This window comes from Halarchaeum salinum, assembly GCF_039520965.1.
GTDB classification, from domain to species: Archaea; Halobacteriota; Halobacteria; order Halobacteriales; family Halobacteriaceae; genus Halarchaeum; species Halarchaeum salinum.
Genome location: NZ_BAAABL010000056.1, coordinates 28,777 through 51,281, shown reverse-complemented (window position 1 = coordinate 51,281; position 22,505 = coordinate 28,777). Strand labels below are relative to the sequence as shown.

Genomic DNA, 22,505 nt, shown 5'->3' with positions numbered 1-22,505 from the left:
ACACGGGTATGGACGCGGGCGCAGGGAAGTTCGGTCGCTACGGCGGCCAGTACGTCCCCGAGGTCCTGATGCCCGCGGTCGAGGAACTCACCGACGCCTACGAGCGCTACGTCCGCGGAAACGAGGACGGCTTCATGGACGACTTCCGGGCGCGCCTGCGCGACTTCGGCGGGCGACCCACGCCGCTCGGGAAGGCGGACAACCTCTCCGAGAAGTATGGCTTCGACGTCTACCTCAAGCGCGAGGACCTGCTCCACGGCGGCGCACACAAGCTGAACAACGCGCTCGGACAGGTGCTGCTCGCGAAGTACATGGGCAAAGAGCGGATCATCGCGGAGACGGGCGCGGGCCAACACGGCACCGCGACCGCGATGGCCGCGGCGTATCTCGATATGCCCTGCGAGATCTACATGGGCCGGACGGACATCAACCGCCAGCGGCCCAACGTCTTCCGGATGCGCACCCACGACGCGACGGTCAACCCCGTCGACGTCGGCTCGGGCACGCTGAAGGAGGCGACGAACGAGGCGATGCGCGACTGGGCGACGACGGTGGAGGACACCCACTACGTCATCGGGAGCGTCGTCGGCCCGCATCCGTTCCCGACGATGGTTCGGGACTTCCAGGCCGTCATCAGCGAGGAGGCCCGCGAGCAGGCGCGTGAGCAGCTCGGACAGCTTCCCGAAGCCGTCATCGCCTGCGCGGGCGGCGGGTCGAACACGATGGGTGCGTTCCACAACTTCGTCGACGACGAGGACGTCGGCCTCTACGCCGTCGAAGCGGGCGGCTCCGGCCTCGGCGTCGAAGAAGCAGAGGAGTACGCCCCGAACTCGGCGAGCCTCGGCACCGGCTCCGTGGGCGTGCTCCACGGTGCGAAGACGAAGCTCCTCCAGACCGGCGAGGGGCAGATCGTCGAGTCCCACTCGGTCTCCGCGGGACTCGACTACGCGGGGGTGGGCCCCGAGCTCGCGTATCTCGTCGACGAGGACCGCGTCACGCCCGTGAACGTCGACGACGATGCGGCGCTCGCGGCGTTCCACCGGCTCTCGCGCGAGGAAGGGATCATCCCCGCCCTGGAGTCGAGTCACGCCGTCGCCTACTTGGAGCACTACGCGTCGCGGAGCGACGCGGAACACGCGAGCGGTGACGAACCGCGAGCGGGCGACGGCCCCGTGATCGTGAACGTCTCCGGGCGCGGCGATAAGGACCTGGATACGGTCATCGAGGAGTCCGCGAAACGCGATCTCGATGAGGCCCCCGATATGGAGGTGTTCCGCGCATGAGCGCCGACGACGTCACCGCGGCGTTCGCGGACGGCCCGGCCCTCGTACCCTACATCGTCGCGGGCGACCCGAGCGCCGACGCCACCGAGCGGTACGTCGAGGCGCTCGTCGACGGCGGCGCGGACGTGATCGAACTCGGTCTCCCCTTCTCGGAGCCGATCGCGGATGGCCCGACGATCCAGGAGGGCATCCGGCGCGCGCTCGACGCCGGGATGACGCCGGAGCGCTATCTCGACCTCGTGCGCGACCTCGACGTCGACGTCCCGGTCGTCTGCATGACGTACTACAACCTCCTCCTCCAGTACGGGGACGGCGACGAGGTCGAGACGTTCGTCGAGGCCGCCGCGGAGGCTGGCGTCTCCGGGCTCATCGTCCCCGACCTCCCCGTCGAGGAGTCGGCCGAGCTTGAGGCCGCCTGCGAGGCACACGACGTCGCGCTGATCTTCATCGTCGCGCCGACGACCACCGCGGAGCGCATCGAACGAATCCTCGAGCGTGCCTCCGGGTTCGTCTACGTGCAGGCGCGCATGGGGACGACCGGCGCGCGCACCGACGTCTCCGAAGACACCTACGAGAGCCTCGAGCGTCTCCCCGAGAGCGACCTGCCGTACGCGGTCGGCTTCGGCGTCAGCGAGCGCGAACACGCGAAATCCATCGTCGAGGGCGGCGCGGACGGCGTCGTCGCTGGGAGCGTCTTCGTCGACATCATCGCCGAGGCGGAGAGCGTCGAAGCGGTCGCCGACGCGCTGCGCGAGAAGGCCGCGGAGCTGGCGGCCGGTATCGAGGCGGCCACCCGGAACGGAGCGCCCGAACCGGAAACGACAAAGTAGCCCCTACGGTACCACATACCAACGATGCACACGGGTACACGGGCACGCCTCGACCGGATCGGCACGGACGGCAACTACCTCACCGTCCCGATGGACCACGGCGTCACGCTCGGGCCGGTCGCGGGCCTGCGCGACATCGAGTCCACCATCAACGCGGTGACACGCGGCGGCGCGGACGCCGTCCTCACCCAGAAGGGGATCGCCGAGCGCGTCCACCAGAACAAGAACGACGCGGGCTACATCGTCCACCTCAACGGCTCGACCGTCATCGGCCCGGACGAGGACGATAAACGCCGGACGGGCACCGTCGAGGACGCCGTGCGCGCCGGCGCGGACGCCGTCTCCTTCCACATCAACGTCGGGGGCAATCACGAACCCGATCAGCTCACCGAGCTCTCCGAGGTGACGAGCGAGGCCCATGCCCTCGGGATGCCCGTGCTCGCGATGGCCTACGCCCGCGGCCCCGGCGTCGACGGCCACGATCCCGAGTCACTCGGGCACGCCGTCCGTCTCGCCGAGGAGCTCGGTGCGGACCTCGTGAAGACCGCCTACTCGGGCGACGCCGAGAGCTTCGAGCACGTCGTCGACTCGACGGCCAAACCCGTCATCATCGCCGGTGGCAGCCCCGAGGGAGATCGTGCGACGCTCGCCGCTGTCCGTGGCGCGATGGATGCCGGCGGCCGCGGCGTCTCCATGGGCCGCTCGATCTTCCAGCACGACGACCCCGGCGCGATGGCGAGCGCCGTCTCCGCCATCGTCCACGACGACGCGGCAGTCGAGGATGCCCTCGCTCACTTCGGCTGAATCCCCGCGTTATTTTTCTCCGCGCCGCGCCACCCTTTCGCCGTGGGACGACTCAGCTACGATTTCGACGGCGAGACGGTGATCGTGACCGGCGGCAGTTCGGGCATCGGGCGTGCGGCCGCGACGCGCTTCGGCGACGCCGGCGCGACGGTACTGATCGCGGACGTGGACGAAGAGCCGCGCGACGTGGATGCCGTCGTGCCGACCGCACAGCGCATCCGCGACGCCGGCGGCGAGGCCCACTTCGTCGAGACCGACGTTTCGGACCCCGACGGGGTCGAGAGCGTCGTCGAGGCGGCACGCGAGTACGGCGGTGTCGACGTCATGGTGAACAACGCGGGGGTCAGCCGCCAGGCACCGTTCCTCGACATCGACCCCGAGGTCCTCGACGCGCTCTACGAGGTGAACGTGAGGGGCGTCTTCGTCGGCACGCAGGCCGCCGGCCGCGACATGATCGAGCGCGACGACCCCGGCTGTATCGTCAACACCGCCTCAATCAGCTCCGAGGTGAGCCAGTACGGCCAGTCCGCCTACGACGTCTCGAAGGCTGCAGTACAGATGGCGACGCGCGGGGCCGCCCTCGAGCTCGGCGAGCACGGCGTCCGCGTGAACGCCGTCGCACCGGGCCACATCGGCACCGAGATCATCGAGGGGTGGACCGAGGAGGCCAGTTCGTACGACCGCGAGAGCGGCCTCCTCAAGCCGTTGCCGCTCGGGCGTGCCGGCACGCCGGCGGACGTCGCGGGCGCGTTCCTCTGGCTCGCGAGTGACGACGCGGGCTACGTCACCGGTGAGACGCTGACCGTCGACGGTGGCTGGCTGGTAACGTAGCCGTAGTCGCCACGTTCAAGCCGCCGCGTACTGAGGTGCAACTAATGACACGCGAAGTGTGGCTGAAGGCCGACGGTGCCGTCGGCGACTGGGAGGCCCGGAAGCGACGGATCACCGCCGGTCTCGAAGCCGGCGTCGACTGGGTGCTCGTCGACGAGGCAGACGTCGCGCGCGTCCGCGAACTTGGACAGGTAAACGTCGCCGCGTTCACGAGCGAGGATGCCGACGTCATCGGCGAGGCCGAGGACGACGACGGCGAAGCCGACACCTACGTCGTCGGCAAGAACGGCGAAGGCGACGGGACCGTCGACCTCCCGAGCGACTTCTCGGGGTCCGCCGACCTCACGACGCTCCGCCGGCACGACGACGTCACGGGCGCGTACGTCCGTATCCTCGGCAAGGAGTACGAAGCGTTCGCCGAGGAAGCCGCCAACGATGCCGACTACACGTTCGTCGTCGGCGAGGATTGGACGATCATCCCCCTCGAAAACCTCATCGCGCGCATCGGCGGCGACACGTCCATCGTCGCCGGCGTCACCACCGCTGAGGAGGCCGACACCGCCTTCGAGACGCTCGACATCGGCGCGGACGCCGTCCTCCTCGACAGCGACGACCCCGACGAGATCAGACGCACCGTCGGCGTCCGCGACCGGGCGGACCGCGAGACGCTCGACCTCGAATGGGCGGAGGTCGTCGAGATCGCCGAGGCCGGCGCGGCGGATCGCGTCTGCGTCGACACGGGCACGCTGATGGACGGCGACGAGGGAATGCTCGTCGGCTCGATGAGTCGCGGGCTCTTCTTCGTCTACGCCGAAACCGCCGAATCACCGTACGTCGCCTCCCGGCCCTTCCGCGTGAACGCCGGCGCGGTCCACGCCTACATCCGGACGCCCGGCGGTGGCACGAAATACCTCGCCGAACTGGAGAGCGGCGACGAGGTGCAGGTCGTCGACGTCGAGGGCCGCACCCGCGAGGCCGTCGTCGGCCGCGCGAAGATCGAACGCCGCCCGATGTTCCGCCTTACCGCCGAGACGGAGGACGGCGTTCGCATCGACACCCTCATTCAGAACGCGGAGACGATCAAGGTCGAAACGGAGGACGGACGCACCGCCATCACCGACGTCGCGGCCGGCGATCGGATCAAGGTCTTCACACAGGAGGGTGGCCGGCACTTCGGCGAGCAGGTCGAAGAGCGCATCATCGAGAAGTAGGGCGGCCCGCGCTACGCGTCGCGTCGCTCCTCGCCCGGATACTCCCACTCCAGTTCGGTCGTACACCACGGACAGAAGTCGAGGTCCGTGTCGAGTTCCTTCCCGCAGACCGGACACGTCGGTTCGCCGTCCGTCGTCCGCGCAGGGGTCGCCTGGCGAACGGCGAGGAAGTAGGCGTCGACGACGTTGCAGAGGCGGACGACGAGCAGTGCGGCGGCCGCCTCCGTCGGGAGCGCCGCGGCACCGAGCGCGCCGAAATTCCCGTTCTGGATCGCGATCTGATAGGTTTGGATCGTCGACGCGGGGACGAGGACGTACGCGGTGGCAAAGGAGAGCGCGATCCAGCCGATCGCGCGGAGCCACGCACGGAGGTACGCGTGGCCGATCCCCGGGTAGATGACGGAGAGGGCGGCCGCGACGACGCCCCGACGGTTGAGACTCACAGTTACGACGTGTAGAGCGCCGCGCTTCTTAAACACGGTCCTCTCGGGTGAGGAGCACGGCGAAAAAACGAATCCGGGACGCGTTGTGTGTGTGTCGAGAACGCGCTACGGAGCGAACGCGTTACTGCGGCGACGGACTGCCGCCCTGCGCGCTAGCGCTCCCCTTCTCGAGGGCACCGCCGGTAATGTTCTTCAGCCGGTCGACGAGCGAGTCCTTCTCGGGCTCGCCGACGAGCGCGATGTCGAGGACCTCGCTGATGTGGCTGACCGGGATGATCTCGATCTGGTCTTTGTACTCGTCCTCGATCATCACGTCCTGCTCGTTGGCCTTCGGGATGATGACGCGATCGCAGCCGGATTTCGCGGCGGCCTCGATCTTGTGCGTCACGCCCCCGACGGGGAGAACGTCGCCGCGCACGGAGAGCGAGCCGGTCATAGCCAGGTCCTGTGCGATCGGGATGTTCTCCAAGGCGGAGATGACCGCGGTGGCGACCGTGATCGACGCCGAGTCGCCCTCGACGCCCTCGTAGGACTGGACGAACTGGATGTGGATGTCCTTATCCGCGATCCCCTCTCCGCTGTACTTCTTGATGATCGCGGAGACGTTCTCGACGGCCTCCTGGGCGATCTCCTGCAACTTGCCGGTGGCAAAGATCTCGCCACCCTCGCCCTGCCGGGGCGTGACTTCGGCCATGACGGGCATCATGATGCCGGAGTCCCCACCCATGACGGCGAGGCCGTTGACGCGGCCGACCGCCTCGCCGCCGGAGCTCTCCATCTGGTAGGCCTTGCGGCGCTCGATATAGTTGTCCGCGACCTGCTGTTCGATGGAGCGCGAGCGTTTCTTGGCCTCAAGGACGTCGTCGCGCTCGGTGTACTCGTGGCCCTTCGAGCGGGCGATGTCGCCCGCGACGCGGACGAGCCCACCGAGGTCACGGAGTTCGAGCGTGAGGTGCTCCTTGCGGCCCGCACGGCGTTTCGCCTCGAGGATGACCTCGCGGACGCCGTCCGGCGTGAAGTCCGGTAGCTGGCCGTCGCGTTCGACCTCCTGGGCGACGAAGCGCGCGAACTTGCGGCGCATCTCCGGGGTGTCGTCGATGGTGTCGTCCATGTACACCTCGTACCCGTACCCTTTGATACGCGAGCGCAGCGCCGGGTGCATATTCTCCATCGCGTCCATGTTCCCCGCGGCGACCATGATGAAGTCACAGGGGACGGGTTCGGTCTGGACCATCGCGCCCGAGGAGCGCTCGGACTGGCCGGTGATCCCGAACTCGCCCTCCTGAATCGCCGTCATCAGGTGCTGCTGGGAGCGGACGTCGAGCGTGTTGATCTCGTCGAGGAACAACACGCCCTTGTTCGACTTATGGATCGCGCCGGCCTCGACGCGCTCGTGCGCCGGCGTCTCCATCCCACCGCTCTGGAACGGGTCGTGCCGAACGTCGCCGAGGAGCGCGCCGGCGTGTGCACCCGTCGCGTCCTCGAACGGAGCCGTCTGGCGCTCCGCGTTGTTGATGAGGAGCTTCGGGATCATCGCGTCGCTCCCGCGATTCGAGTAGCGGAAGGCGAAGTAGATGATCCCGGCTGCGAGGATACCGAGGAGGGGCGCGCCCTCGACGAGGAAGGCGTAGCCGACCACGACCGCGAGGACGATCCACATGAGGAAGGTGCGCATCTGGTTGCGCTTTTGCACCTCCTCCTGGTGGGCCTCGACGATCTGGTCGCCCTTCCCGGCGGGGACGGTCCGAACCTTCGGTTCGTTCGAGTCGTCCGGGTTGTGGTAGACGAGGACGTCCTGGAGACTCTCCTTCGGGAGGAGCTGGCTCATCGCTTTCGCGAGCATGGACTTCCCCGTCCCCGGAGTGCCGATCATCATCACGTGACGGTGCTGTTTGGCCGCGCGCATCACGATATCGCGGGCCTCCTCCTGGCCGATCACCTGATCGACCAGTCGGTCTGGCACCTTGATGTCCGCCGTCGAATCGACCTTGAGGCCGCCGAGGAGGTCGTCCTCCGCGTCGTCCTCGTCGATCTCGACGTCGCCCTCGACGTCCACTTCACTGCCGAGGTCGTCGAGTTCGCCGTCGGGCGAGGGGTCGGGGCGGGCGTCGGTGTCGTTCTCCCCCTCGTAGGGAGTGTCGGTCGTACGGTCGTTGCTCATAGAACCCTTATCGCTAGGTGGAGGAAGGAGAGCGCGATTGATATACTTTCTCCCTGCACGGAGCGACGAAAACGCCCGACACCGGCGCGGAGCGCCGGGTATTCGCCGGTCGGTGACGACGTCTCGCCACGCTTATGCAGTCCCGGTGGGTGTGCGTAGCGTAACAACCGACTATGACTCGTGGGTTCTACATCGGGCGGTTCCAGCCGTACCACCAGGGTCACCACCGCGTCGTGGCCGACATTGCCGAGGAGGTCGACGAACTCGTCGTCGGCATCGGCAGCGCGGACCAATCGCACAGCGTCCGCAACCCCTTCACCGGCGGCGAGCGGATCATGATGATTACGAAGGCGCTCGCCGACCTCGACCTCGTCACGTACGCTGTCCCGCTCGAGGACATCAACCGGAACGCCGTCTGGGTGAGTCACGTCCGCTCGATGAGCCCGAACTTCGACGTCGCGTACTCGAACAACCCGCTCGTCGTTCGGCTCTTCGAGGAGGCCGGCATCGAGGTCCGGGGCTCGCCGATGTTCGATCGCGAAGTCCTGCGCGGCACCGAGATCCGCGAACGGATGATCGCGGGCGACGAGTGGGGCGATCTCGTCCCAGACGCCGTCGAGAGCGTCGTCGCCGAGGTCGACGGCATCGAACGCATCAGACAGGTGAGCGACACTGACGTCGGGGCCACACCGAGCGACTGACCCGCCCGCTTTTATCCCTCGCTCACGTCCGCCCCCGACGTGATCACCCTCGCCTCCGACTTCGGCTCGCCCTACCCGGCGGCGATGCGCGGCGTCCTCTGCTCGCGTACCGACGCCCGTCTCGTTGACGTCACACACGATTTCCCCAGACAAGACGTCCGCACCGCCGCGTTCTGGCTCCGCGAGCTCCTCCCGACCTTCCCGGCCGCCGTCCACCTCGCAGTCGTCGATCCCGGAGTCGGCACCGACCGCCGCCCGATCGCCGTCTCCGCCGGCGAGCACGCCCTCGTCGGGCCCGACAACGGCCTCCTTCTACCTGCCGCCCGCGCCCTCGCCGACGGCGGCGACGTGTCGTGCTACGAGATTCCCGTCGACGATCCCGAGAGCACGACGTTCCACGGGCGCGACGTCTTCGCGCCCGCCGCGGCCGCCGTCCACGACGGGGGGATCGACGGACTCGACTATCCCGCGGTGCGCGATCCCGTCGATCTCACCTTCCCGAAGCCGACCGTCCGCGGCGACGAGGCGCGCGGCGACGTGCTCGTCGTCGATGGGTTCGGGAACGCGATCACGAACATCCCGGGCGATATCCTCCACGGCCACTGGGGCGCGTACGCCCGCATCGACGGCGAGCGCGTGCCGGTCGCACGGACGTACGACGCGGTCGGGGCGGACGAGCGACTGCTGACGGTCGGCAGTCACGGAAACGTCGAACTCGCGGTAAACCGTGGCCGGGGCGACGAGGCGTTCGGTGTCGAGCCGGGGGGTACGATCCGACTCGCCCTCCCGTGATCAGTCGCCAGTCTTCGTCTCGGTCTCGACGGTCTCGGTGCTCGCACCCTCGACGGCTTCGGTGAGCGAGACGTTGAGCGTGAGCATACTGACGACGCCGCCGACGACCGTGACGGCGTTTTTCACGGCGTGATCGACGATCGCAACGGCGAGCGCCACGGGCGCGGTGATGGGTGTGAGTGCGACCACGAGCAGCGTGAACGCCCCCTCGTAGAGGCCGATCCCACCGGGCGAGAGGGGGAGGACCTTCGCGAGGTTCCCCACGGAGACGGCGAAGAAGCCGGTCGCGAGGAGCGTCGAGAGCGGCAGGTCGATCCCGAAGGCAACGACGACGCAGATCGCCGTGACGACGTCGATCGTCCAGACGAGGACGCTCGTCGCGCCGACGCGGGCGAACGCCGATCCGTCCGCGGCGACGGTCTGTACGTCGGAAACGAACGATTCGAGGACGCTCGCGACGAGTTCGACGTAGCCGTCGTCGCTCGCCCACTCGACGGCGCGCCGGGCGTAGCCGCCGTCCATGCGGGCGGAGGCGACGATGACGACGACGGCCGTGATCGCGAGCGCGCCGACGAGGCCGGCGACGGCGAGCGCGGTCTCGGCGCTCTGCTGGCCATCAGCGGCGAGCGCCCCCTCGCCCGTGACAGCACCGAGGAGCGCCGTCACCTGTTCGGGCGCAAAGAGCGCGAGACCGAGCAGCACCGTCCCGGCGAGGAACGTGATCGTGAGCAGATCGAAGACGCGCTCGACGGCCAGCGACGCGAACCCGGACGTGTAGGGAACGTGACGGCGGGCTTTCACCACGTACGCACGAATGAAGTCGCCCCCACGCATCGGGAAGACGAGGTTCCCCGTCTGCGAGACGAACACCGCGCCAGTGAGGAACCAGACGTCCTCCCAGTAGCCGAGTTCGGCGAGGATGTCACGGTAGCGGACACCGCGCAGCGGCCACGAGAGGCCGTAGATGACAGCGGCGAGCGCAACCGTTGTCGGGTCGGCGTCCGCCATCGCGGCGAGCACCGAACTCGGATCGAGATAGAACAACATGAACCCGAGCGCGACGAGCGTGAGCGCGATCCCCGCGAGCGCGCCGGTTCGGCGGTTAGCGTACGGTGCGACGCTGAACTCCCACCAACAGCGCAGCACCTGCGAGCCCATCCCGAAGACGTCGCGCACCAGATCGACCTTCGAGTCGCCCTTCGGCTCCCAGTCGACCGGGAACTCGTGGACACGAAATCCGCGGCGCTGTGCGCGGACGAGCATCTCCGTATCCCAGAACCAGTGTTGGTCCTCGACGGCCGATTCGAGGGCCTCGAACGCCTCGCACGAGAACGCCTTGAACCCGCACTGGTGGTCGCGCAGATCCGAGCCGAGGAAGAGGCGCGCGGCGAAGTTGAACCCGCGCGAAGGGACGCCGCGCTTCGCCGGGCGATCCGCGACGTTCTCCGACATCCAGCGCGACCCCGTCGCGACGTCGTACTCGCCCGAGCGCACGCTCTCGACGAGGTGTTCGAGGTGGCGCATATCCGTCGCCATATCCGTATCGAAGTAGACGAGCACGTCGCCGTGGGCGGCCTCGAAGGCGGCATCGAGTGCGCCGCCGCGGCCGAGGCGTTCGTCGCTGTGGAAGTGCCGAACGTCGTCGAACTCAGCGGCGAGCTCGTCCGCGATTTCGGGTGTTCGGTCGTCGCAGCCGTCCTCGGCCACGACGACCTCGTAGCTCCCGGCGGGGAGGAACGCACCGAGCGCGTCGCGCGTCGTGCGGACGGTGTGTTCGATCGTGTCCTCCTCGTTGTACGCGGGGAGGACGACACTGACCTCGATCTGCCGGTCGCTCATCTATCGGTACTCGCCACGCTCGAAGTAAGTACCTTCTGCTATCCGGGATCGATGGACGGGGCGGTTTCGCGATCCTACCAGTCGGGGGGTCTACGGCGTCCCGCACCCCATCAAGCAACTCGCGATACCTCCGAATAACAGATCGTTGAGCGCTCAAAACCGTATTTTGCCTCTCGTACCAAACCCCCTATGTCTGTCACGATCCTACCACGGTGTATGAGCACGAGCGCGGCCGCGGCGGCGAGCACCCTCACCCCGAAGCAGGAACGCATCCTCGCGTACCTCCGCGAGCACGCCGCCACGCAGACCTACTTCAAATCGCGGCTCATCGGCGACGCGCTCGATCTCTCCGCGAAGGAAGTCGGGACCAACATGACGGCGCTACAAACAGGCGACTACGGCGTCGACGTCGAGAAGTGGGGGTACTCCTCCGCGACGACGTGGAAGGTCTCGCTCTAGCTACGGGTCGTAGGCGAGGAGCGTGTCCGCCTCGCGAGCGAGGGCTCCCGCCGCGGGGCCGAACGAGTCCGCGTAGCGCACCACGAGGACGAGCACCGTCTCGGGGCGCGTGATCGCGTACCCGTCCGCACGCGACAGCAGGCCGACGCCGTCGAGTTCCGCCGCGTACTTGCTAATCGTGCCCCGCGAGACGCCGGCGGCGTCGGCGAGCGTCGCGCCGTCCGCATCCGGGTCGCGCAGGAGCGTGACGAGCATCGAGCGTGGCGTCTCGCGGCGGAGATACCCGAGCGTGACCTTCTCGAAGTCGGTGAACTCACCCGCCGAGTAGAAACGGCGATAGTCGCCGTCCCGGTAGCTTTCGACCGTCCCGGCGTCGACGAGGCGACGGAGATGGTGTTGTGCCTCGCCGGTGCCAAGCTGGAGGTCGTCGCGGAGCTTCGAGAAATGCGCGCCGGGTGTCGTCGTCAAGTACCCGCCGATCGCCCCGCGGACGTCGTTCTCGCCCGCGGCGTCGTCGGCAAGACCGACGAGCGGGCTCGCTGCTCCGACCGCGGCGAACCGCCGGAGAGTAGCGCGCTTGCTCTCGTCGATCCCCATTCGGCCACGGATACGTCAGGCGTGCGCAAAAAGCTTCGGACGCCCTACGAGCGTTCGGTTTCGGTCTCGGCGTCGTCCGTCGGCTCAGTCGTTCCCGACGCCGACGCGCTCCCGCTGTCACCATCGTTGAACTCGGCGTCCATCTCCTCGATGACCTGCTCGGTCTCCTCAGCTCCCGTGTCCTGGCCGGCCATCACTTCCTCGGCCTGCTGTTCGAGCGCTTCGGGGTCGACGTCCGCCTTCTCGCTGATCTCGTTCAGCAGTTCGTCGATGCTGTCGAGCCCGAGGAGTTCGCGCGTCTCCTCGTCGAAGTCGAGGCTATCCAACCCCTCAGTCTCCGTCGCGACGTCGCTATCCGTCAGGTGCTTGCCGTAGCGCCCAACGAGGCTCGTGAGTTCCTGCGGGAGGACGAACGTTGTCGACTCGCTCTCGCCCATCCGCTCGATGGCCTCCATCCCGCGCTCGATGACGGCGCGCTCGCCCATCGACTCCGCGGATTTCGCGCGGAGGACGGTCGAGACGGCGTCACCCTGCGCCTCGAGGACCTGGGACTGCTTTTGGCCCTGTGCGCGGATAATGTCGGACTGCTTTTCGCCCTGGGCCTCCTCGATCGAGGACTGGCGTTCCCCCTGCGCTTCGAGGATCATCGCACGGCGTTTGCGCTCCGCCGAGGTCTGTTGCTCCATCGCCTGCTGGACGTCCTTCGACGGGTTGACCTCACGGACCTCCACGCTCTCGACGCGAATACCCCACTCGTCCGTGGGCTCGTCGAGCTCCTTGCGGATCCGCGCGTTGATCTCCTGGCGCTTGTTTAGCGTGTCGTCGAGCTCCATGTCGCCGATGACGGCACGAAGCGTCGTCTGCGCGAGGTTCGACACCGCGCGCTTGTAGTTGTCGACTTCGAGGAAGGCGCGTTTGGCGTCCATCACGCGGATGTAGACGACGGCGTCCGCGGTCACGGGCGAGTTGTCGCGCGTGATCGCTTCCTGGCGCGGGACGTCGATCGTCTGCGTCCGCATGTCGAACGTGTACGTCCGCGAGACGAACGGCGGGACGAAGTTGATACCGGGCTCAAGGAGTCCGCGGTACTCCCCGAAGACCGTGAGCGCCTTCTTCTCGTAGGCGTCCACGATCTCCACCATCTGATAGACCGTCACCGCCGCGAGCGCAACGAGGAGCACCGCCACCAGCGTCAACGGAAGACTCCCCCCGAGCGTTTGCAGCGGCACAGCTGGGACCATAGGTGAACGGTCGTAGAAATACCGGATAAAGCTTCGCCCCGACCTTTTGCTGCGCTCGGCGCGGCGAAGCCGCGCCCGGCGCTGGCAAAAGCTCGACCAAAACCCTGCGAGCCTCCCGATCGTCGGCTCTTGGGTCCGCTCGCTCCCGGTGGTCGCTCGCGGGAGGGACACCGACTGCGTCCGCCTTCGCCTACCGCTCCGCATCCATCTCCCGCTTCCGCTCAGCCTCCATCTCCCGCTTCCGCTCAGCCTCCATCTCCCGCTTCCGCTCAGCCTCCATCTCCCGCTTCCGCTCAGCCTCCACCTCCCGCCTTCGCCTACCGCTCCGCATCTGCCTACCGCTCTCGCTCCGCGTCCGCCTCGTCCTCCGCCTTCGCTTCGCGTCCCGCGGCGAGTTCGCGGTCAATATCGTCCGCGTCGTCGGCCGCCACGACCGTAAGTACGTTCCCTCCACCGGGATCAACGACGAGCACGTCCGCACCCTCCTCGATGTCGTTCGCGCCGTCGATAGTGCGCGCGGCGTACGTCGGGTCGAAGCCACCGGCGTCGCGCAGGCGTATCTGCCCCGTCGCGCCCGTGACACGCTCGGTGACAACGCCGCGTGCACCGCGCAGCGATGTCGATCCCTCCGTCTGCCCGCGGCCGGTCCCCTCGTACAGCTCGAAGCGCCGGTACCCCCAGAGCGCCAGCGCCCCCACGAGGAAGACGAGGAGGGAGAGGACGACGGGCGTGACGATGCCGGGGAGGAGCACGCCGGCGAGGCCCGCGGCGAGGAGCGCGACGCCGATGACGACGAAGTGCGCGCCGGGCGCGAACGCCTCCGCGATGCAGAGCGCGACGCCCGCGACGACGAGAACGAGGGAGAGCGACGCCCCGAATAGGTCCGCCATACCCGATACGTCGGGAGCAAGTGGGAAGAACGTTACCCGCGACTCAGAGGAGGAGGAGCGCGAAGACGCCGACTGCCAGCGCGATGCCGACGACGAAGAACGCGACGTTCTCGACGCTCGGCGAGCCGGGTTCGATGGGCGGGCTCGACGATTTGTCGGGTTCGACGACGCCGTCCTCGCCGACCTCATCAATAGCGAATCGCCACTCGCCACCGTCGTCCGCATCGTCGAGACGGCGGTCGTCACTCGTGCCGTCGGCCATCAGCGCTCGCCCTTGTTACCGCTGATACGGCCGGCGTAGACGACACCGCGTTCGCCATCGACGGTGACGGTCTCGCCGTCCGCGACGTCGTCGCTGAGGGCCGCACTCCCGACCATCGGGAGGTCGAGTTCGCGCGCGACCATCGCCGCGTACCCCGTCAGCCCGGTGTCAGCGCTGACGACGCCCGCGAGTTTCTCGAGATCGCCTTGGAACTCGCCCTCGAAGTCGGAGGAGAGGACCGCGATCGCGCCGTCCGGGACCTCCGCGAGGTCGCCATCCGAGACGCGGTGGACGGGTCCGCTCGCCCGGCCGCCGACGATCGACCGCCCCGTCGCGACCGTCTCGGCGGCGACGTGGACCTTCAGCGTGTTCGTCGTGTCCGTCCCGTCGAGCTCGGTCATCATCCCGGAGATGACGACGACGGTGTCCCCCGAGTCGACGATCCCAGCGTCGATCGCCGCCGAGACCGCGTTCTCGATCACCGCGGAGGCACCGCCGGTCGTGTAGTCGGCGTACTGCGGGGCGACCCCACAGGAGAGCGCGAGCTGGCGGCGGACGTCGTCGTTCGGCGTCGTCGCGACGACGGGCATCGCCGGGCGGAACTTCGCGGCCTTCCGCGCGGTGTAGCCGGATTCGGAGGCGACGACGACCGCGCTCGCGTCCACGTCGCGTGCGAGGTAGCGCGCGGATCGCGCGAGTGCGTCCGTCCGCGAGTCGTCGGCCTTCGGGACGCGCTGTTCGCGCAGTTCGTCGTACTCGTCGCTCGCCTCGGCCTCGCGGACGATCCGATCCATCGTCTCGACGACGTGCACGGGGTCGTCGCCGATCGCCGTCTCCGCGGAGAGCATCACACCGTCCGTCCCGTCGAGAACGGCGTTCGCCACGTCGCTCGCCTCGGCGCGCGTCGGTCGGCGGGAGTGAACCATCGAGTCCAACATCTCCGTCGCCGTGATGACCGGCGACCCCGCTTCCCGGCACTTTCGGATGATCCGCTTTTGCGTCACCGGGACGTCCTCCATCGGGCACTCGACGCCGAGGTCCCCGCGTGCGACCATCACACCGTACGCGGCGTCGATGATCTCGTCGAGGTTCTCCACCGCACCGGCACGCTCGATCTTCGCGATGATCGGGATGTCCGCACCGAACTCCTCCAACGTTGATGAGATCTCGTAGACGTCGTCCGCGCTCCGGACGAACGACGCCGCAACGAAGTCCGCGTTCTCCTCGGCGGCGAGCTGCAAGTCGCGTCGATCCTTTTCGGTGACGATGTCGAGGTCGAGTTCGACGCCCGGAACGTTCACGCCCTTGCGGGAGCCGAGTTCGCCGCCACTGACGACGTGAGCAGTGATGACGCCGTCTTCGACGCTCTCGACGTGCGTCTCGATCCGGCCGTCGTCGAGAAGGACGACGTCGCCAGGCTCGACGGCCGTGATGTCGTTCGAGAGACCGATACGCTCGGGCGTCGCGGTGTCGCCGACGACGAACTCCACGGTCGCGTCGTCCGCGATCTCGATCGGCTCGTCGATCTCGGCCGTCCTGACCTCCGGGCCCTTCGTGTCGAGCATCACCGATAGCGGTTCGTCGGTGACCTCGTCCACCTGGCGGACGGCGTGAATCCGATCGCGGCGGTCCTCGACTGTCCCGTGGCTCGCGTTCAGTCGTGCGATCGTCATGCCGGCGTCGGCGAGATCGCGGATCGTGTCCCGGTCGTCCGTCGCCGGGCCGAGCGTACAGATGATCTTCGCGTTCCTCATTGTCGCCCGCTTCGCTCGCGGTGGGGTAAAAGGTCGGGGATTACTACGCCCCGAGTTCGGTTTGTCGAACCGACACTCCGCTCTTGGCCGTGTGCTTTCTTCACACCCATTCTTTTTCCGAGGTGAGAATCCCGCCGTTCACGGCGAGCGTGAATCCGACATCGAGCGGACTACCCGTCATCGGTTGTCCGACGAAACCCAAACACGTAGTACACGCCGTTTCATACATGCTACCGGGGATTTTTCGGAGACGGTGTGCGAAGCGTATCCGACACGGAAAACGGTCCTAGTTGTCGTCTTCGCGCCAGCGGTTCTCACACTCCGTGCAGATGAAGAAACGCGTCTCGGACTCGTCGGCGCTCCGGATCTGCTGCATGTAGTAGTACGCCCGATCGTTGCCACATTCGGGGCAGAACGTCTTGGTGGAAGGGAGCCCGCGGTCCTCGGCGTCGGAGACGTCGATGATCTCCGATTCCTCTTGGCCCTCGGTGACCGTGTACTGGGCGGCGTCGCCCTTCGGCTGTTCGTGCCCGCAGGACGTACACACCCAGAAGTCGTCCTCCGCCTGCATCATCGACCCGCACTCGTCGCAGAATTCCATGCTACCCCGGTAGCTCGTCCGCCCGTATAAGCCTCCGGTGTTCCGCGTCGCCTCTCGCTACCCTTCGCCTTCGGACTGACCGGGCTCCCCGACGGCCTCCGTCGGGAGGTTGTTCCGGATCGACGCGGCGAGCGACGCCGGATCGTCGAACACGTCCTCCTCGATGCGCTCGACGACGTCACTCGCGGCCTCCTCGCCGTCCGCGTATCTGAGCACGATCCCCTCTACCTCCTCGACTGCATTTTGCTTGCTGAGCGGGTACGGAAGCCCTTCGAGGGCTTCTTCGAGATCCTTGAGCTTCACCTGTTCGGACATGGCTTCCGATAGCGCTGGGCGCTCCTTAACTGTTTGTCGGTGTAGTCGTGACGCCGCGCGTTGTTCGCGGTGTGGCGTCGTCGCTCGACATCGTGGCCCCTCCGTTCGTTCGGCCCCCACGCTACTCACGGCTTTCGCCGTTCGTCCTTCCGTGGCGGCGAAGCCACCACGTATTACTCAAACGACGGTTCTCGATCCTCCACGAAGGCGCGCATTCCCTCGCGCTGATCGTGCGTGCCGAACAGCGACGACCAGGTGCGGCGCTCGAAGTCGAGGCCGGTGTCGAGGCCAGACTCGTGACTCTTCGTGATCGCCTCCTTCGCGGCGGCGAGCGCGAACTGCGGACGCCCGGCGAGATCGGTGGCGAGGTCGGCGACGTACTCGTCGAGTTCGTCGTGCGCGACGAGATCACCGACGAGGCCGATGTCGTAGGCGTCCTGTCCGTCGAGCCGGTCTCCGTAGTAGATCAGCCGCCGTGCGGTCTCGTCGCCAACGAGTCGCGGGAGGCGCTGGGTGCCACCCCACCCCGGCACGATCCCGAGGTCGGTCTCGGTCTGCCCGAGGACTGCGCTCTCGGCGGCGACGCGGAGGTCACAGGCGAGCGCGAGTTCGAGGCCGCCACCGAGCGCGTACCCCCCGATCGCGGCGATCGCGGGCGCGGGGAACGTCTCGATCGCGCGCGTGACGTCGTGGCCGAGGGCGGCGTACGCGTGGGCCTCCGCGGGAGAGAAGTCGGTCATCTCGGCGATGTCGGCCCCCGCGGCGAACGCGTCGTCGCCCGCCCCGGTGAGTACGAGCGCGCGGGCGTCGGCCGCTTCGGCGTCCGTGAGCGCGTCGGCGAGCGCGTCGAGCGTCGTGCTGTCGAGGGCGTTCAGCCGGTCGGGGCGGTCGATCGTGATCGTCGCGACGTCATCCTCGTCGATGTCGAGCCGAACGGGGTCGCTCATGGCGGGGTGGACGCGGAGGGGGTCCATAACGGTGGGGGGATGTGGTGCCCCGACGGCCTCGGAGGGGAAACGGCGAAATAGGGCCGCCGAATACGCGGGACTATGACCCTCTCGGAGGAGGCCGAGGCACGCCTCGCGGACATCGTGGAACTCCAGCCGACGAAGAACAAAGCGTTGCAGGAGCGCTGGGGGATGGAGTCCGGCAGCGACGTCCACCAGTACCTCGAATCGGAGCTAAAGGAGTACTACTATCGCGACGAGAACAGTCTCATCCGTGCGACGGCGGAGGCACGCGCCGTCGTCACCGGCGAGAAACCCGAGTCGTTTGCAGTCCATATGACGGACTTCGAGCGCCACGTATTCGCCGTCGCGCCCGGTCCGGATGAGGAGTCGGCGAGCGTCGTCAACGTCCTCCACCGCCTCCGCGAGGAGTACGGGGACGACCTCGAAAACGACGACGGCGAGGACCCCGGCGCGAAGGACGTCCGGCGCGCGCTCCAGTCGCTCAAACGCAAGGGCGTCGTCGAACTGATTTACCGGACTGTCCCGACGTTCCGCCTCGCCGTTGAGCGCGACGCCGTCACCGTTGACGAGGTGGACTAGTCCGCCTCGCCGTCGCGTTCGTCCAGTCCAGGTCGCCGACGTCGGCGACGTACGTCGAGCAATCGTTTGATCGCCGTGCCCGGTCCGCCCTCGATCGGCCAGCCGCGCTGTCGCCACCCTGGGGGCTCCGGGGAAAATTCGGCGCACGATCCAGCGCACTCCGCCGCGGTCTGCTCACATCCGTTCGCGTGACAGTACGGGACGTACCCATCCCCGTCCTTCCGTAGGTCGAACGCCCGGCAGTCAGGGCGCATCGTGTCGGCGTACGCGCGCCAGCCGCGACCGTAGGCGCGCTCGGCGATCCGGGCGCGCGTCTCGCGCTTCTCGTTAGCTGGGACGTACTCGAAGTTCGTCGGGTCCCCGTGGTCGGTGACGCGGACGCCCGTCCGTTCGGGGTCGAGCGTTCGGGGATGCCACACGATGTTGGCGTCCATCGTGTCGCGCTCGCGTGTCGCTCCCGGTTGTCGTTCCTGCTCGCCCGTTCGACCGCTACTCGCATCGCCTCGCGCCGACCGGTCAAACGTCAGCACGCCCGCGGCGCTCGGCATCTCCGTGACGAGCGCGTGCGTCGCGTCGGCGCGGGTGGCGACCCACACCTCGTCCGCGAGGCCGAGCGCCACGTCGCGCTCCAGCTGGTCGGCGAGGGCGCGCGCGGCCGATGCGTCGAGGTCCGGTTTGTTCTCGATCGCGACGAGCCGGCGTACCCAGTCGGGGTAGGGGGCGATCCGGCGAATCTCGATGCGGTTGTCGCGCTTGCGTTCCGCCAGTACGCCCCGGGCGGACGCGCGGTGGATCGCCTCGCGGGCGTAGCGCCACGGGTAGCCCGGATCGGGGAGCGCGTCACGGTAGTACGTCCACTCGGCGGGTGCGTTCGCGACGAGCGAGCGGAGGTCGGGATCGAGTTCGTCAGGCCCGAAGGCGGCGCGTTCGCGGAGCGCGTCGGGGTCGGCTTCGATGAGTACGGTGTCCCAGCGCCGTCGCTGCGTGCCGAGTTGGCGCGCGACGAGGACGTCGCTGTCGGCGTCCGCGGGGTCCCACTGTCGTTCGGCCCACGCGCAGACGCGAAGTTCGAACCCGAACTCCGCGCCGGCCATCTCAGGCGTCCTTTTCCGCGAGGAACTCGTGTGCGTCCTCCAGGATGTTCCGGGGACCGTCCTGCGTGATAGTGTTTAATGCCTGTTCGTAGTCGCGCCACTGGAGGTCCGAATGCTCGTTGGAGAGCTCGGCGGAGGCCTCGAAGGATCTCGCGATGAAGAGATGAACCGTCTTGTGGATCCGATCCCCGTTCGCCTCGAAGACGTAGTCGTAATCGTCGCGAAAGCCGTCGATGAGGCGGAAATCCTCGATTCCCGCCTCCTCCTGCACCTCCCGGATGGCGGTCTGTTGGAGTTCTTCGTCCCCTTCCACGCCGCCTTTGGGGAACTCCCAGTCCCCGGGGCGGCTTTTGAGAAGGAGGTACTCGCGCCGGCCCCGGGTGTCCCGGTAGAGGATGGCACCGGCGCTCGTTGCTTCGACCGTCATTATGTGTACTAAATCGACGACGGATTAAGAGAATGTCGGAGACTCCCCGCGAGACGGCCGCGGCGCACAACCACGCCGCTTTTGAGGGTGGACGTCGTCGAGTACGGTTACGCGCATCCCAGCCATGACTTTCGTAACCAGCCTCACCTTGGAGAGCGGGGACCGAGCGGCCCTCGACGACGTCGTCGAGGACATCCGCGACGTGGTCCGCCGCAAGGGTGCGGAGCTCAAGGGCCCGCACTCCGAATCGCCGAACCAACATTTCGTCCCGCAGTACAAGGGCCTCGACGGCGAGGGCGAGACGTTCGACGCGTGGAGTTACACGGTGTATCGACGCCGCGTCGAGATCCGCGGTGCTGACGACCTCGCGCGCGACATCATGATGTCTTGGGACTTCCCGAACAGCGTCCACGTCACCGCGGACATCGAACGCGTCCAGCACGTCGGCTCGCCGGCGTAGTCCTCTCTCTCTCCTACACCACATATCGGCACGGAGCGACGGCCACACGGGTTTCGTGACGGCTGCCGCCTCAGTACGCGGAATGGCTGACCGCCTCCGTCCGCCGGACGGCCGCCTCAGTACGCGGAATGGCTGACCGCCTCCGTCTGCCGGACGGCCGCCTCAGTACGCGGAGTGGCCGACCGTCCGCAGATAGTCAACGTCACCGGTATGCGCGTCGTCGTCGAACGCCGTCACCCGCACCGCGATCTTCATCCCTTCGCGCACGTTCGCTGGTGCGTCGTGGACGCGTAGCACGGTATCACCGACACGGGCGCGTACGTCCCCGTCGCTATCGGCCTCTGCGTCCGTAACGTACACCGCGAACTCCTCGCCCACCTCGAAACTTGGCGTGGTCGTGCGGAACGACCAGCCGGCGGTGAGCTTCGTCCAGTTCATACGCGACTCACCTCCTCGGACTCGCGGTCGGGAACGTACTCCAGGCCGAACCCGGTGAGTGCGGCGACGAGGAACACCGCGAAGAGGAACCAGCCGTGGAAGACGAACGGTACCACCTTCACCGGGCTGACGAGCATCTCGGGCCCGTACTGCTCGACGAGCGCCGGCATCTGCGAGTAGCCGGCGAGGACGCCGCCCGCCCACGGGAAGATGTAGCCGAGCGCTGAGGTGTTCGCGTCGAGGATGTTCGCCCGCCGGTAGCCGTTGATGTTGAACGACTCGCCGACGCGCGCGACGTACGGCGAGATGGCGATCTCGGCGGCGGTGTTGATCGTGATGGCGGCGTTGACGAGCGCCGTCCCGAGGACGAGCGTCGTCTCCGCGCGCCGCACCGAGGTCGCCGCCGTCGAGAGCAGGAAGTCCTGGATGGCCTCGAACGCCCCGCCGCGGATCATGATTCGCGCGCCGGCGACGATAAGGAGTGTGAGGACGATGAGCGGGAAGAAACCTGACGCCCCCACGTAGAGGCTCCCACCGACGCCCGCGGTCGTGTCGGGGCCGGCCGTCGAGAGGATCGGGAGCCATGTGAACGCCTCCGCGAACGGCGCGTTCGCCGGTGCGACGAACGAGACGATCCCGGAGAGCGATTCGAGACCGAGGAGGAGGTTGGTGGCAATCGCGACGAGGATGCCCCATGTGATCGCCTCGATGATGTGCCGGCCGCGGACGGCCGTGTAGATGACGACGCCCATCGAGACGAGGTGGACGAGTCCGACGGGATTGCCGTTCGGGAGCGCGCCGCTGCCGCCGCCCGTCGGCATCACTGCGCCCGCGATCAGGTAGGCGGCGAACGCAAGCACGGCCGCCGTGATCGCGTACTTGAACCGCGAGGCGACGACGCCGCCGATGTCCGCGTTCTGCGTCACCGCGCTGACGATCGTGGTGTCGCTGACGGGCGCGAGGTTGTCACCGAACGCCGCCCCGGAGAGGATCGCGCCGAACATGAGGACGGGGTTCGCGCCGAGCAACACCGTCGCCGGGAAGAACGTCGTGACGAACGTCACGGCCGTCCCGTAGCCGGTGCCGATCCCGGTGGCGAGCAGCGCCGCGAGGATGAACGTCACCGCTGGGAGGATGGCGAGCAGCGTCGCCTGCGACACCGGGAGCGACTGGGCGATCCAGACGAGGCCGGTGACGAAGCCGCCGTCCTGCAGGAGCTGGGCGAACATCCCCGCCCAGAGCCACGCGACGATGGCCGTCGCGGCCACGCGTTGGGTCATTCCCTCGAAGATCGCGTTCGCGTACGCCGACCAGTTCCCCTTCGCGAAGAACAGTCCGACGATGAGCGCGAACAGCATTCCGACCACGAGCCCGGTCGTGTCGCCGATCCCGAACAGGCCGCTCTGTACCACTGCCCACACGACGAAGACCCCGAGCGGGATCGCACTCGCCGCGGCCCCGCCGTAGAACTCCAGGTCGGGCCCGGACGAGTCGGCCATGTCGAGTTCCGCCTCGACGTCGC

At 67.8% G+C, this 22,505-nt stretch carries 25 protein-coding genes; 10 read left to right on the top strand and 15 right to left on the bottom strand.

Annotation, left to right across the window (positions count from 1 at the left end):
- Positions 1-8: 8 nt before the first annotated feature.
- Genes trpB through ABDZ36_RS09675 form a run of 5 tightly spaced genes read left to right on the top strand, consistent with a single transcriptional unit; the run spans position 9 to position 4,959 of the window.
- Positions 9-1,283 carry a tryptophan synthase subunit beta gene (trpB, locus tag ABDZ36_RS09695; protein WP_211312634.1) on the top strand — a complete coding sequence of 425 codons (1,275 nt, stop codon included), beginning with the start codon at positions 9-11 and terminating at the stop codon, positions 1,281-1,283.
- Positions 1,280-2,113 (top strand): tryptophan synthase subunit alpha, encoded by an 834-nt coding sequence (trpA, locus tag ABDZ36_RS09690; protein WP_211312572.1) that lies wholly within the window; start codon positions 1,280-1,282, stop codon positions 2,111-2,113. Before trpB ends, trpA begins: the two co-directional genes overlap by 4 nt.
- A 24-nt stretch (positions 2,114-2,137) precedes the next feature.
- Positions 2,138-2,917 carry a 2-amino-3,7-dideoxy-D-threo-hept-6-ulosonate synthase gene (locus tag ABDZ36_RS09685; RefSeq protein WP_211312573.1) on the top strand — a complete coding sequence of 260 codons (780 nt, stop codon included), beginning with the start codon at positions 2,138-2,140 and terminating at the stop codon, positions 2,915-2,917.
- A 42-nt stretch (positions 2,918-2,959) separates the two neighbouring features.
- Entirely contained in the window at positions 2,960-3,748 is a 789-nt protein-coding gene (locus tag ABDZ36_RS09680) for an SDR family NAD(P)-dependent oxidoreductase (RefSeq protein WP_211312574.1), read from the top strand.
- A 44-nt stretch (positions 3,749-3,792) separates the two neighbouring features.
- A complete protein-coding gene (locus ABDZ36_RS09675) occupies positions 3,793-4,959 on the top strand; it encodes a 3-dehydroquinate synthase II (protein ID WP_211312575.1) in 1,167 nt (388 codons plus the stop codon).
- An 11-nt stretch (positions 4,960-4,970) separates the two neighbouring features.
- Here the strand turns inward: ABDZ36_RS09675 and ABDZ36_RS09670 are convergent, their stop codons facing one another.
- Complete coding sequence (locus ABDZ36_RS09670) at positions 4,971-5,402, bottom strand: DUF7575 domain-containing protein (RefSeq protein WP_211312576.1); 432 nt, start codon at positions 5,400-5,402, stop codon at positions 4,971-4,973.
- Between the two features lie 121 nt (positions 5,403-5,523).
- Positions 5,524-7,563, bottom strand: coding sequence for an ATP-dependent protease LonB (gene lonB / locus ABDZ36_RS09665; protein ID WP_211312577.1), 2,040 nt, complete (start codon positions 7,561-7,563; stop codon positions 5,524-5,526).
- A 173-nt stretch (positions 7,564-7,736) separates the two neighbouring features.
- Between lonB and ABDZ36_RS09660 the strand changes: the two genes are divergently transcribed.
- Both ABDZ36_RS09660 and ABDZ36_RS09655 read left to right on the top strand, forming a co-directional pair.
- Positions 7,737-8,264 carry a nicotinamide-nucleotide adenylyltransferase gene (locus ABDZ36_RS09660; RefSeq protein WP_211312578.1) on the top strand — a complete coding sequence of 176 codons (528 nt, stop codon included), beginning with the start codon at positions 7,737-7,739 and terminating at the stop codon, positions 8,262-8,264.
- A 39-nt stretch (positions 8,265-8,303) separates the two neighbouring features.
- Positions 8,304-9,056, top strand: a complete 753-nt coding sequence (locus ABDZ36_RS09655) for an SAM hydrolase/SAM-dependent halogenase family protein (RefSeq protein ID WP_211312579.1) — start codon at positions 8,304-8,306, stop codon at positions 9,054-9,056.
- On the opposite strand, the gene ABDZ36_RS09650 is transcribed toward ABDZ36_RS09655, so the two are convergent.
- The gene (locus tag ABDZ36_RS09650; RefSeq protein WP_211312580.1) at positions 9,057-10,895 is read right to left on the bottom strand and encodes a flippase-like domain-containing protein; all 1,839 of its coding nucleotides are present in this window, start codon (positions 10,893-10,895) and stop codon (positions 9,057-9,059) included.
- Between the two features lie 216 nt (positions 10,896-11,111).
- Here ABDZ36_RS09650 and ABDZ36_RS09645 point away from each other — a divergent pair, with 216 nt between their 5' ends.
- Complete coding sequence (locus tag ABDZ36_RS09645) at positions 11,112-11,354, top strand: DUF7123 family protein (RefSeq protein ID WP_211312581.1); 243 nt, start codon at positions 11,112-11,114, stop codon at positions 11,352-11,354.
- Here the strand turns inward: ABDZ36_RS09645 and ABDZ36_RS09640 are convergent, their stop codons facing one another.
- From ABDZ36_RS09640 to ABDZ36_RS09605, 8 genes are all read right to left on the bottom strand, one after another.
- Entirely contained in the window at positions 11,355-11,951 is a 597-nt protein-coding gene (locus tag ABDZ36_RS09640) for a winged helix-turn-helix transcriptional regulator (protein ID WP_211312582.1), read from the bottom strand. It lies immediately after the preceding gene.
- A gap of 44 nt (positions 11,952-11,995) precedes the next feature.
- Positions 11,996-13,192 carry an SPFH domain-containing protein gene (locus tag ABDZ36_RS09635; protein WP_211312583.1) on the bottom strand — a complete coding sequence of 399 codons (1,197 nt, stop codon included), beginning with the start codon at positions 13,190-13,192 and terminating at the stop codon, positions 11,996-11,998.
- 335 nt (positions 13,193-13,527) lie between these two features.
- Positions 13,528-14,082 carry an NfeD family protein gene (locus tag ABDZ36_RS09630; protein WP_211312584.1) on the bottom strand — a complete coding sequence of 185 codons (555 nt, stop codon included), beginning with the start codon at positions 14,080-14,082 and terminating at the stop codon, positions 13,528-13,530.
- A gap of 43 nt (positions 14,083-14,125) precedes the next feature.
- On the bottom strand, positions 14,126-14,344 hold the full coding sequence (locus tag ABDZ36_RS09625) for a DUF7312 domain-containing protein (RefSeq protein WP_211312585.1): 219 nt from the start codon (positions 14,342-14,344) through the stop codon (positions 14,126-14,128).
- Positions 14,344-16,098, bottom strand: a complete 1,755-nt coding sequence (gene pyk / locus ABDZ36_RS09620; RefSeq protein ID WP_211312586.1) for a pyruvate kinase — start codon at positions 16,096-16,098, stop codon at positions 14,344-14,346. The genes ABDZ36_RS09625 and pyk overlap by 1 nt, the downstream gene beginning before the upstream one ends.
- A gap of 286 nt (positions 16,099-16,384) precedes the next feature.
- Positions 16,385-16,699: a transcription factor S gene (locus ABDZ36_RS09615; protein WP_211312587.1), complete on the bottom strand. Its 315-nt coding sequence runs from the start codon at positions 16,697-16,699 to the stop codon at positions 16,385-16,387.
- Between the two features lie 57 nt (positions 16,700-16,756).
- Complete coding sequence (locus tag ABDZ36_RS09610; RefSeq protein ID WP_211312588.1) at positions 16,757-17,014, bottom strand: DUF5789 family protein; 258 nt, start codon at positions 17,012-17,014, stop codon at positions 16,757-16,759.
- 173 nt (positions 17,015-17,187) lie between these two features.
- Positions 17,188-17,961, bottom strand: coding sequence for an enoyl-CoA hydratase/isomerase family protein (locus ABDZ36_RS09605; RefSeq protein ID WP_211312589.1), 774 nt, complete (start codon positions 17,959-17,961; stop codon positions 17,188-17,190).
- A 102-nt stretch (positions 17,962-18,063) separates the two neighbouring features.
- Between ABDZ36_RS09605 and ABDZ36_RS09600 the strand changes: the two genes are divergently transcribed.
- A complete protein-coding gene (locus ABDZ36_RS09600) occupies positions 18,064-18,564 on the top strand; it encodes a DUF5797 family protein (RefSeq protein WP_211312590.1) in 501 nt (166 codons plus the stop codon).
- Here the strand turns inward: ABDZ36_RS09600 and ABDZ36_RS09595 are convergent.
- Together ABDZ36_RS09595 and ABDZ36_RS09590 are read right to left on the bottom strand one after the other, a co-directional pair.
- Positions 18,561-19,658, bottom strand: coding sequence for a DUF5787 family protein (locus ABDZ36_RS09595; protein ID WP_211312591.1), 1,098 nt, complete (start codon positions 19,656-19,658; stop codon positions 18,561-18,563). The two genes, ABDZ36_RS09600 and ABDZ36_RS09595, sit on opposite strands and share 4 nt — an antisense overlap.
- A gap of 1 nt (position 19,659) precedes the next feature.
- Positions 19,660-20,085 carry a bis(5'-nucleosyl)-tetraphosphatase gene (locus tag ABDZ36_RS09590; protein ID WP_211312592.1) on the bottom strand — a complete coding sequence of 142 codons (426 nt, stop codon included), beginning with the start codon at positions 20,083-20,085 and terminating at the stop codon, positions 19,660-19,662.
- 124 nt (positions 20,086-20,209) lie between these two features.
- On the opposite strand from ABDZ36_RS09590, the gene ABDZ36_RS09585 reads away from it, so the two are divergent.
- Positions 20,210-20,545, top strand: coding sequence for a 30S ribosomal protein S10 (locus ABDZ36_RS09585; RefSeq protein ID WP_211312593.1), 336 nt, complete (start codon positions 20,210-20,212; stop codon positions 20,543-20,545).
- A gap of 162 nt (positions 20,546-20,707) precedes the next feature.
- Here the strand turns inward: ABDZ36_RS09585 and ABDZ36_RS09580 are convergent, their stop codons facing one another.
- Positions 20,708-20,983 carry a DUF7513 family protein gene (locus ABDZ36_RS09580; RefSeq protein ID WP_211312594.1) on the bottom strand — a complete coding sequence of 92 codons (276 nt, stop codon included), beginning with the start codon at positions 20,981-20,983 and terminating at the stop codon, positions 20,708-20,710.
- Positions 20,980-22,482 (bottom strand): Na+/H+ antiporter NhaC family protein, encoded by a 1,503-nt coding sequence (locus ABDZ36_RS09575; protein WP_211312636.1) that lies wholly within the window; start codon positions 22,480-22,482, stop codon positions 20,980-20,982. Before ABDZ36_RS09575 ends, ABDZ36_RS09580 begins: the two co-directional genes overlap by 4 nt.
- Positions 22,483-22,505 lie beyond the last annotated feature (23 nt).

Coding starts and splice junctions, on each gene's coding strand:
- trpB (WP_211312634.1), top strand. CDS start 9: ATGGACGCGGGCGCAGGGAAGTTCGGTCGCTACGGCGGCCAGTACGTC.
- trpA (WP_211312572.1), top strand. CDS start 1,280: ATGAGCGCCGACGACGTCACCGCGGCGTTCGCGGACGGCCCGGCCCTC.
- ABDZ36_RS09685 (WP_211312573.1), top strand. CDS start 2,138: ATGCACACGGGTACACGGGCACGCCTCGACCGGATCGGCACGGACGGC.
- ABDZ36_RS09675 (WP_211312575.1), top strand. CDS start 3,793: ATGACACGCGAAGTGTGGCTGAAGGCCGACGGTGCCGTCGGCGACTGG.
- lonB (WP_211312577.1), bottom strand. CDS start 7,563: ATGAGCAACGACCGTACGACCGACACTCCCTACGAGGGGGAGAACGAC.
- ABDZ36_RS09660 (WP_211312578.1), top strand. CDS start 7,737: ATGACTCGTGGGTTCTACATCGGGCGGTTCCAGCCGTACCACCAGGGT.
- ABDZ36_RS09650 (WP_211312580.1), bottom strand. CDS start 10,895: ATGAGCGACCGGCAGATCGAGGTCAGTGTCGTCCTCCCCGCGTACAAC.
- ABDZ36_RS09645 (WP_211312581.1), top strand. CDS start 11,112: ATGAGCACGAGCGCGGCCGCGGCGGCGAGCACCCTCACCCCGAAGCAG.
- ABDZ36_RS09640 (WP_211312582.1), bottom strand. CDS start 11,951: ATGGGGATCGACGAGAGCAAGCGCGCTACTCTCCGGCGGTTCGCCGCG.
- ABDZ36_RS09635 (WP_211312583.1), bottom strand. CDS start 13,192: ATGGTCCCAGCTGTGCCGCTGCAAACGCTCGGGGGGAGTCTTCCGTTG.
- ABDZ36_RS09630 (WP_211312584.1), bottom strand. CDS start 14,082: ATGGCGGACCTATTCGGGGCGTCGCTCTCCCTCGTTCTCGTCGTCGCG.
- ABDZ36_RS09625 (WP_211312585.1), bottom strand. CDS start 14,344: ATGGCCGACGGCACGAGTGACGACCGCCGTCTCGACGATGCGGACGAC.
- pyk (WP_211312586.1), bottom strand. CDS start 16,098: ATGAGGAACGCGAAGATCATCTGTACGCTCGGCCCGGCGACGGACGAC.
- ABDZ36_RS09615 (WP_211312587.1), bottom strand. CDS start 16,699: ATGGAATTCTGCGACGAGTGCGGGTCGATGATGCAGGCGGAGGACGAC.
- ABDZ36_RS09610 (WP_211312588.1), bottom strand. CDS start 17,014: ATGTCCGAACAGGTGAAGCTCAAGGATCTCGAAGAAGCCCTCGAAGGG.
- ABDZ36_RS09605 (WP_211312589.1), bottom strand. CDS start 17,961: ATGAGCGACCCCGTTCGGCTCGACATCGACGAGGATGACGTCGCGACG.
- ABDZ36_RS09600 (WP_211312590.1), top strand. CDS start 18,064: ATGACCCTCTCGGAGGAGGCCGAGGCACGCCTCGCGGACATCGTGGAA.
- ABDZ36_RS09595 (WP_211312591.1), bottom strand. CDS start 19,658: ATGGCCGGCGCGGAGTTCGGGTTCGAACTTCGCGTCTGCGCGTGGGCC.
- ABDZ36_RS09590 (WP_211312592.1), bottom strand. CDS start 20,085: ATGACGGTCGAAGCAACGAGCGCCGGTGCCATCCTCTACCGGGACACC.
- ABDZ36_RS09585 (WP_211312593.1), top strand. CDS start 20,210: ATGACTTTCGTAACCAGCCTCACCTTGGAGAGCGGGGACCGAGCGGCC.
- ABDZ36_RS09580 (WP_211312594.1), bottom strand. CDS start 20,983: ATGAACTGGACGAAGCTCACCGCCGGCTGGTCGTTCCGCACGACCACG.
- ABDZ36_RS09575 (WP_211312636.1), bottom strand. CDS start 22,482: ATGGCCGACTCGTCCGGGCCCGACCTGGAGTTCTACGGCGGGGCCGCG.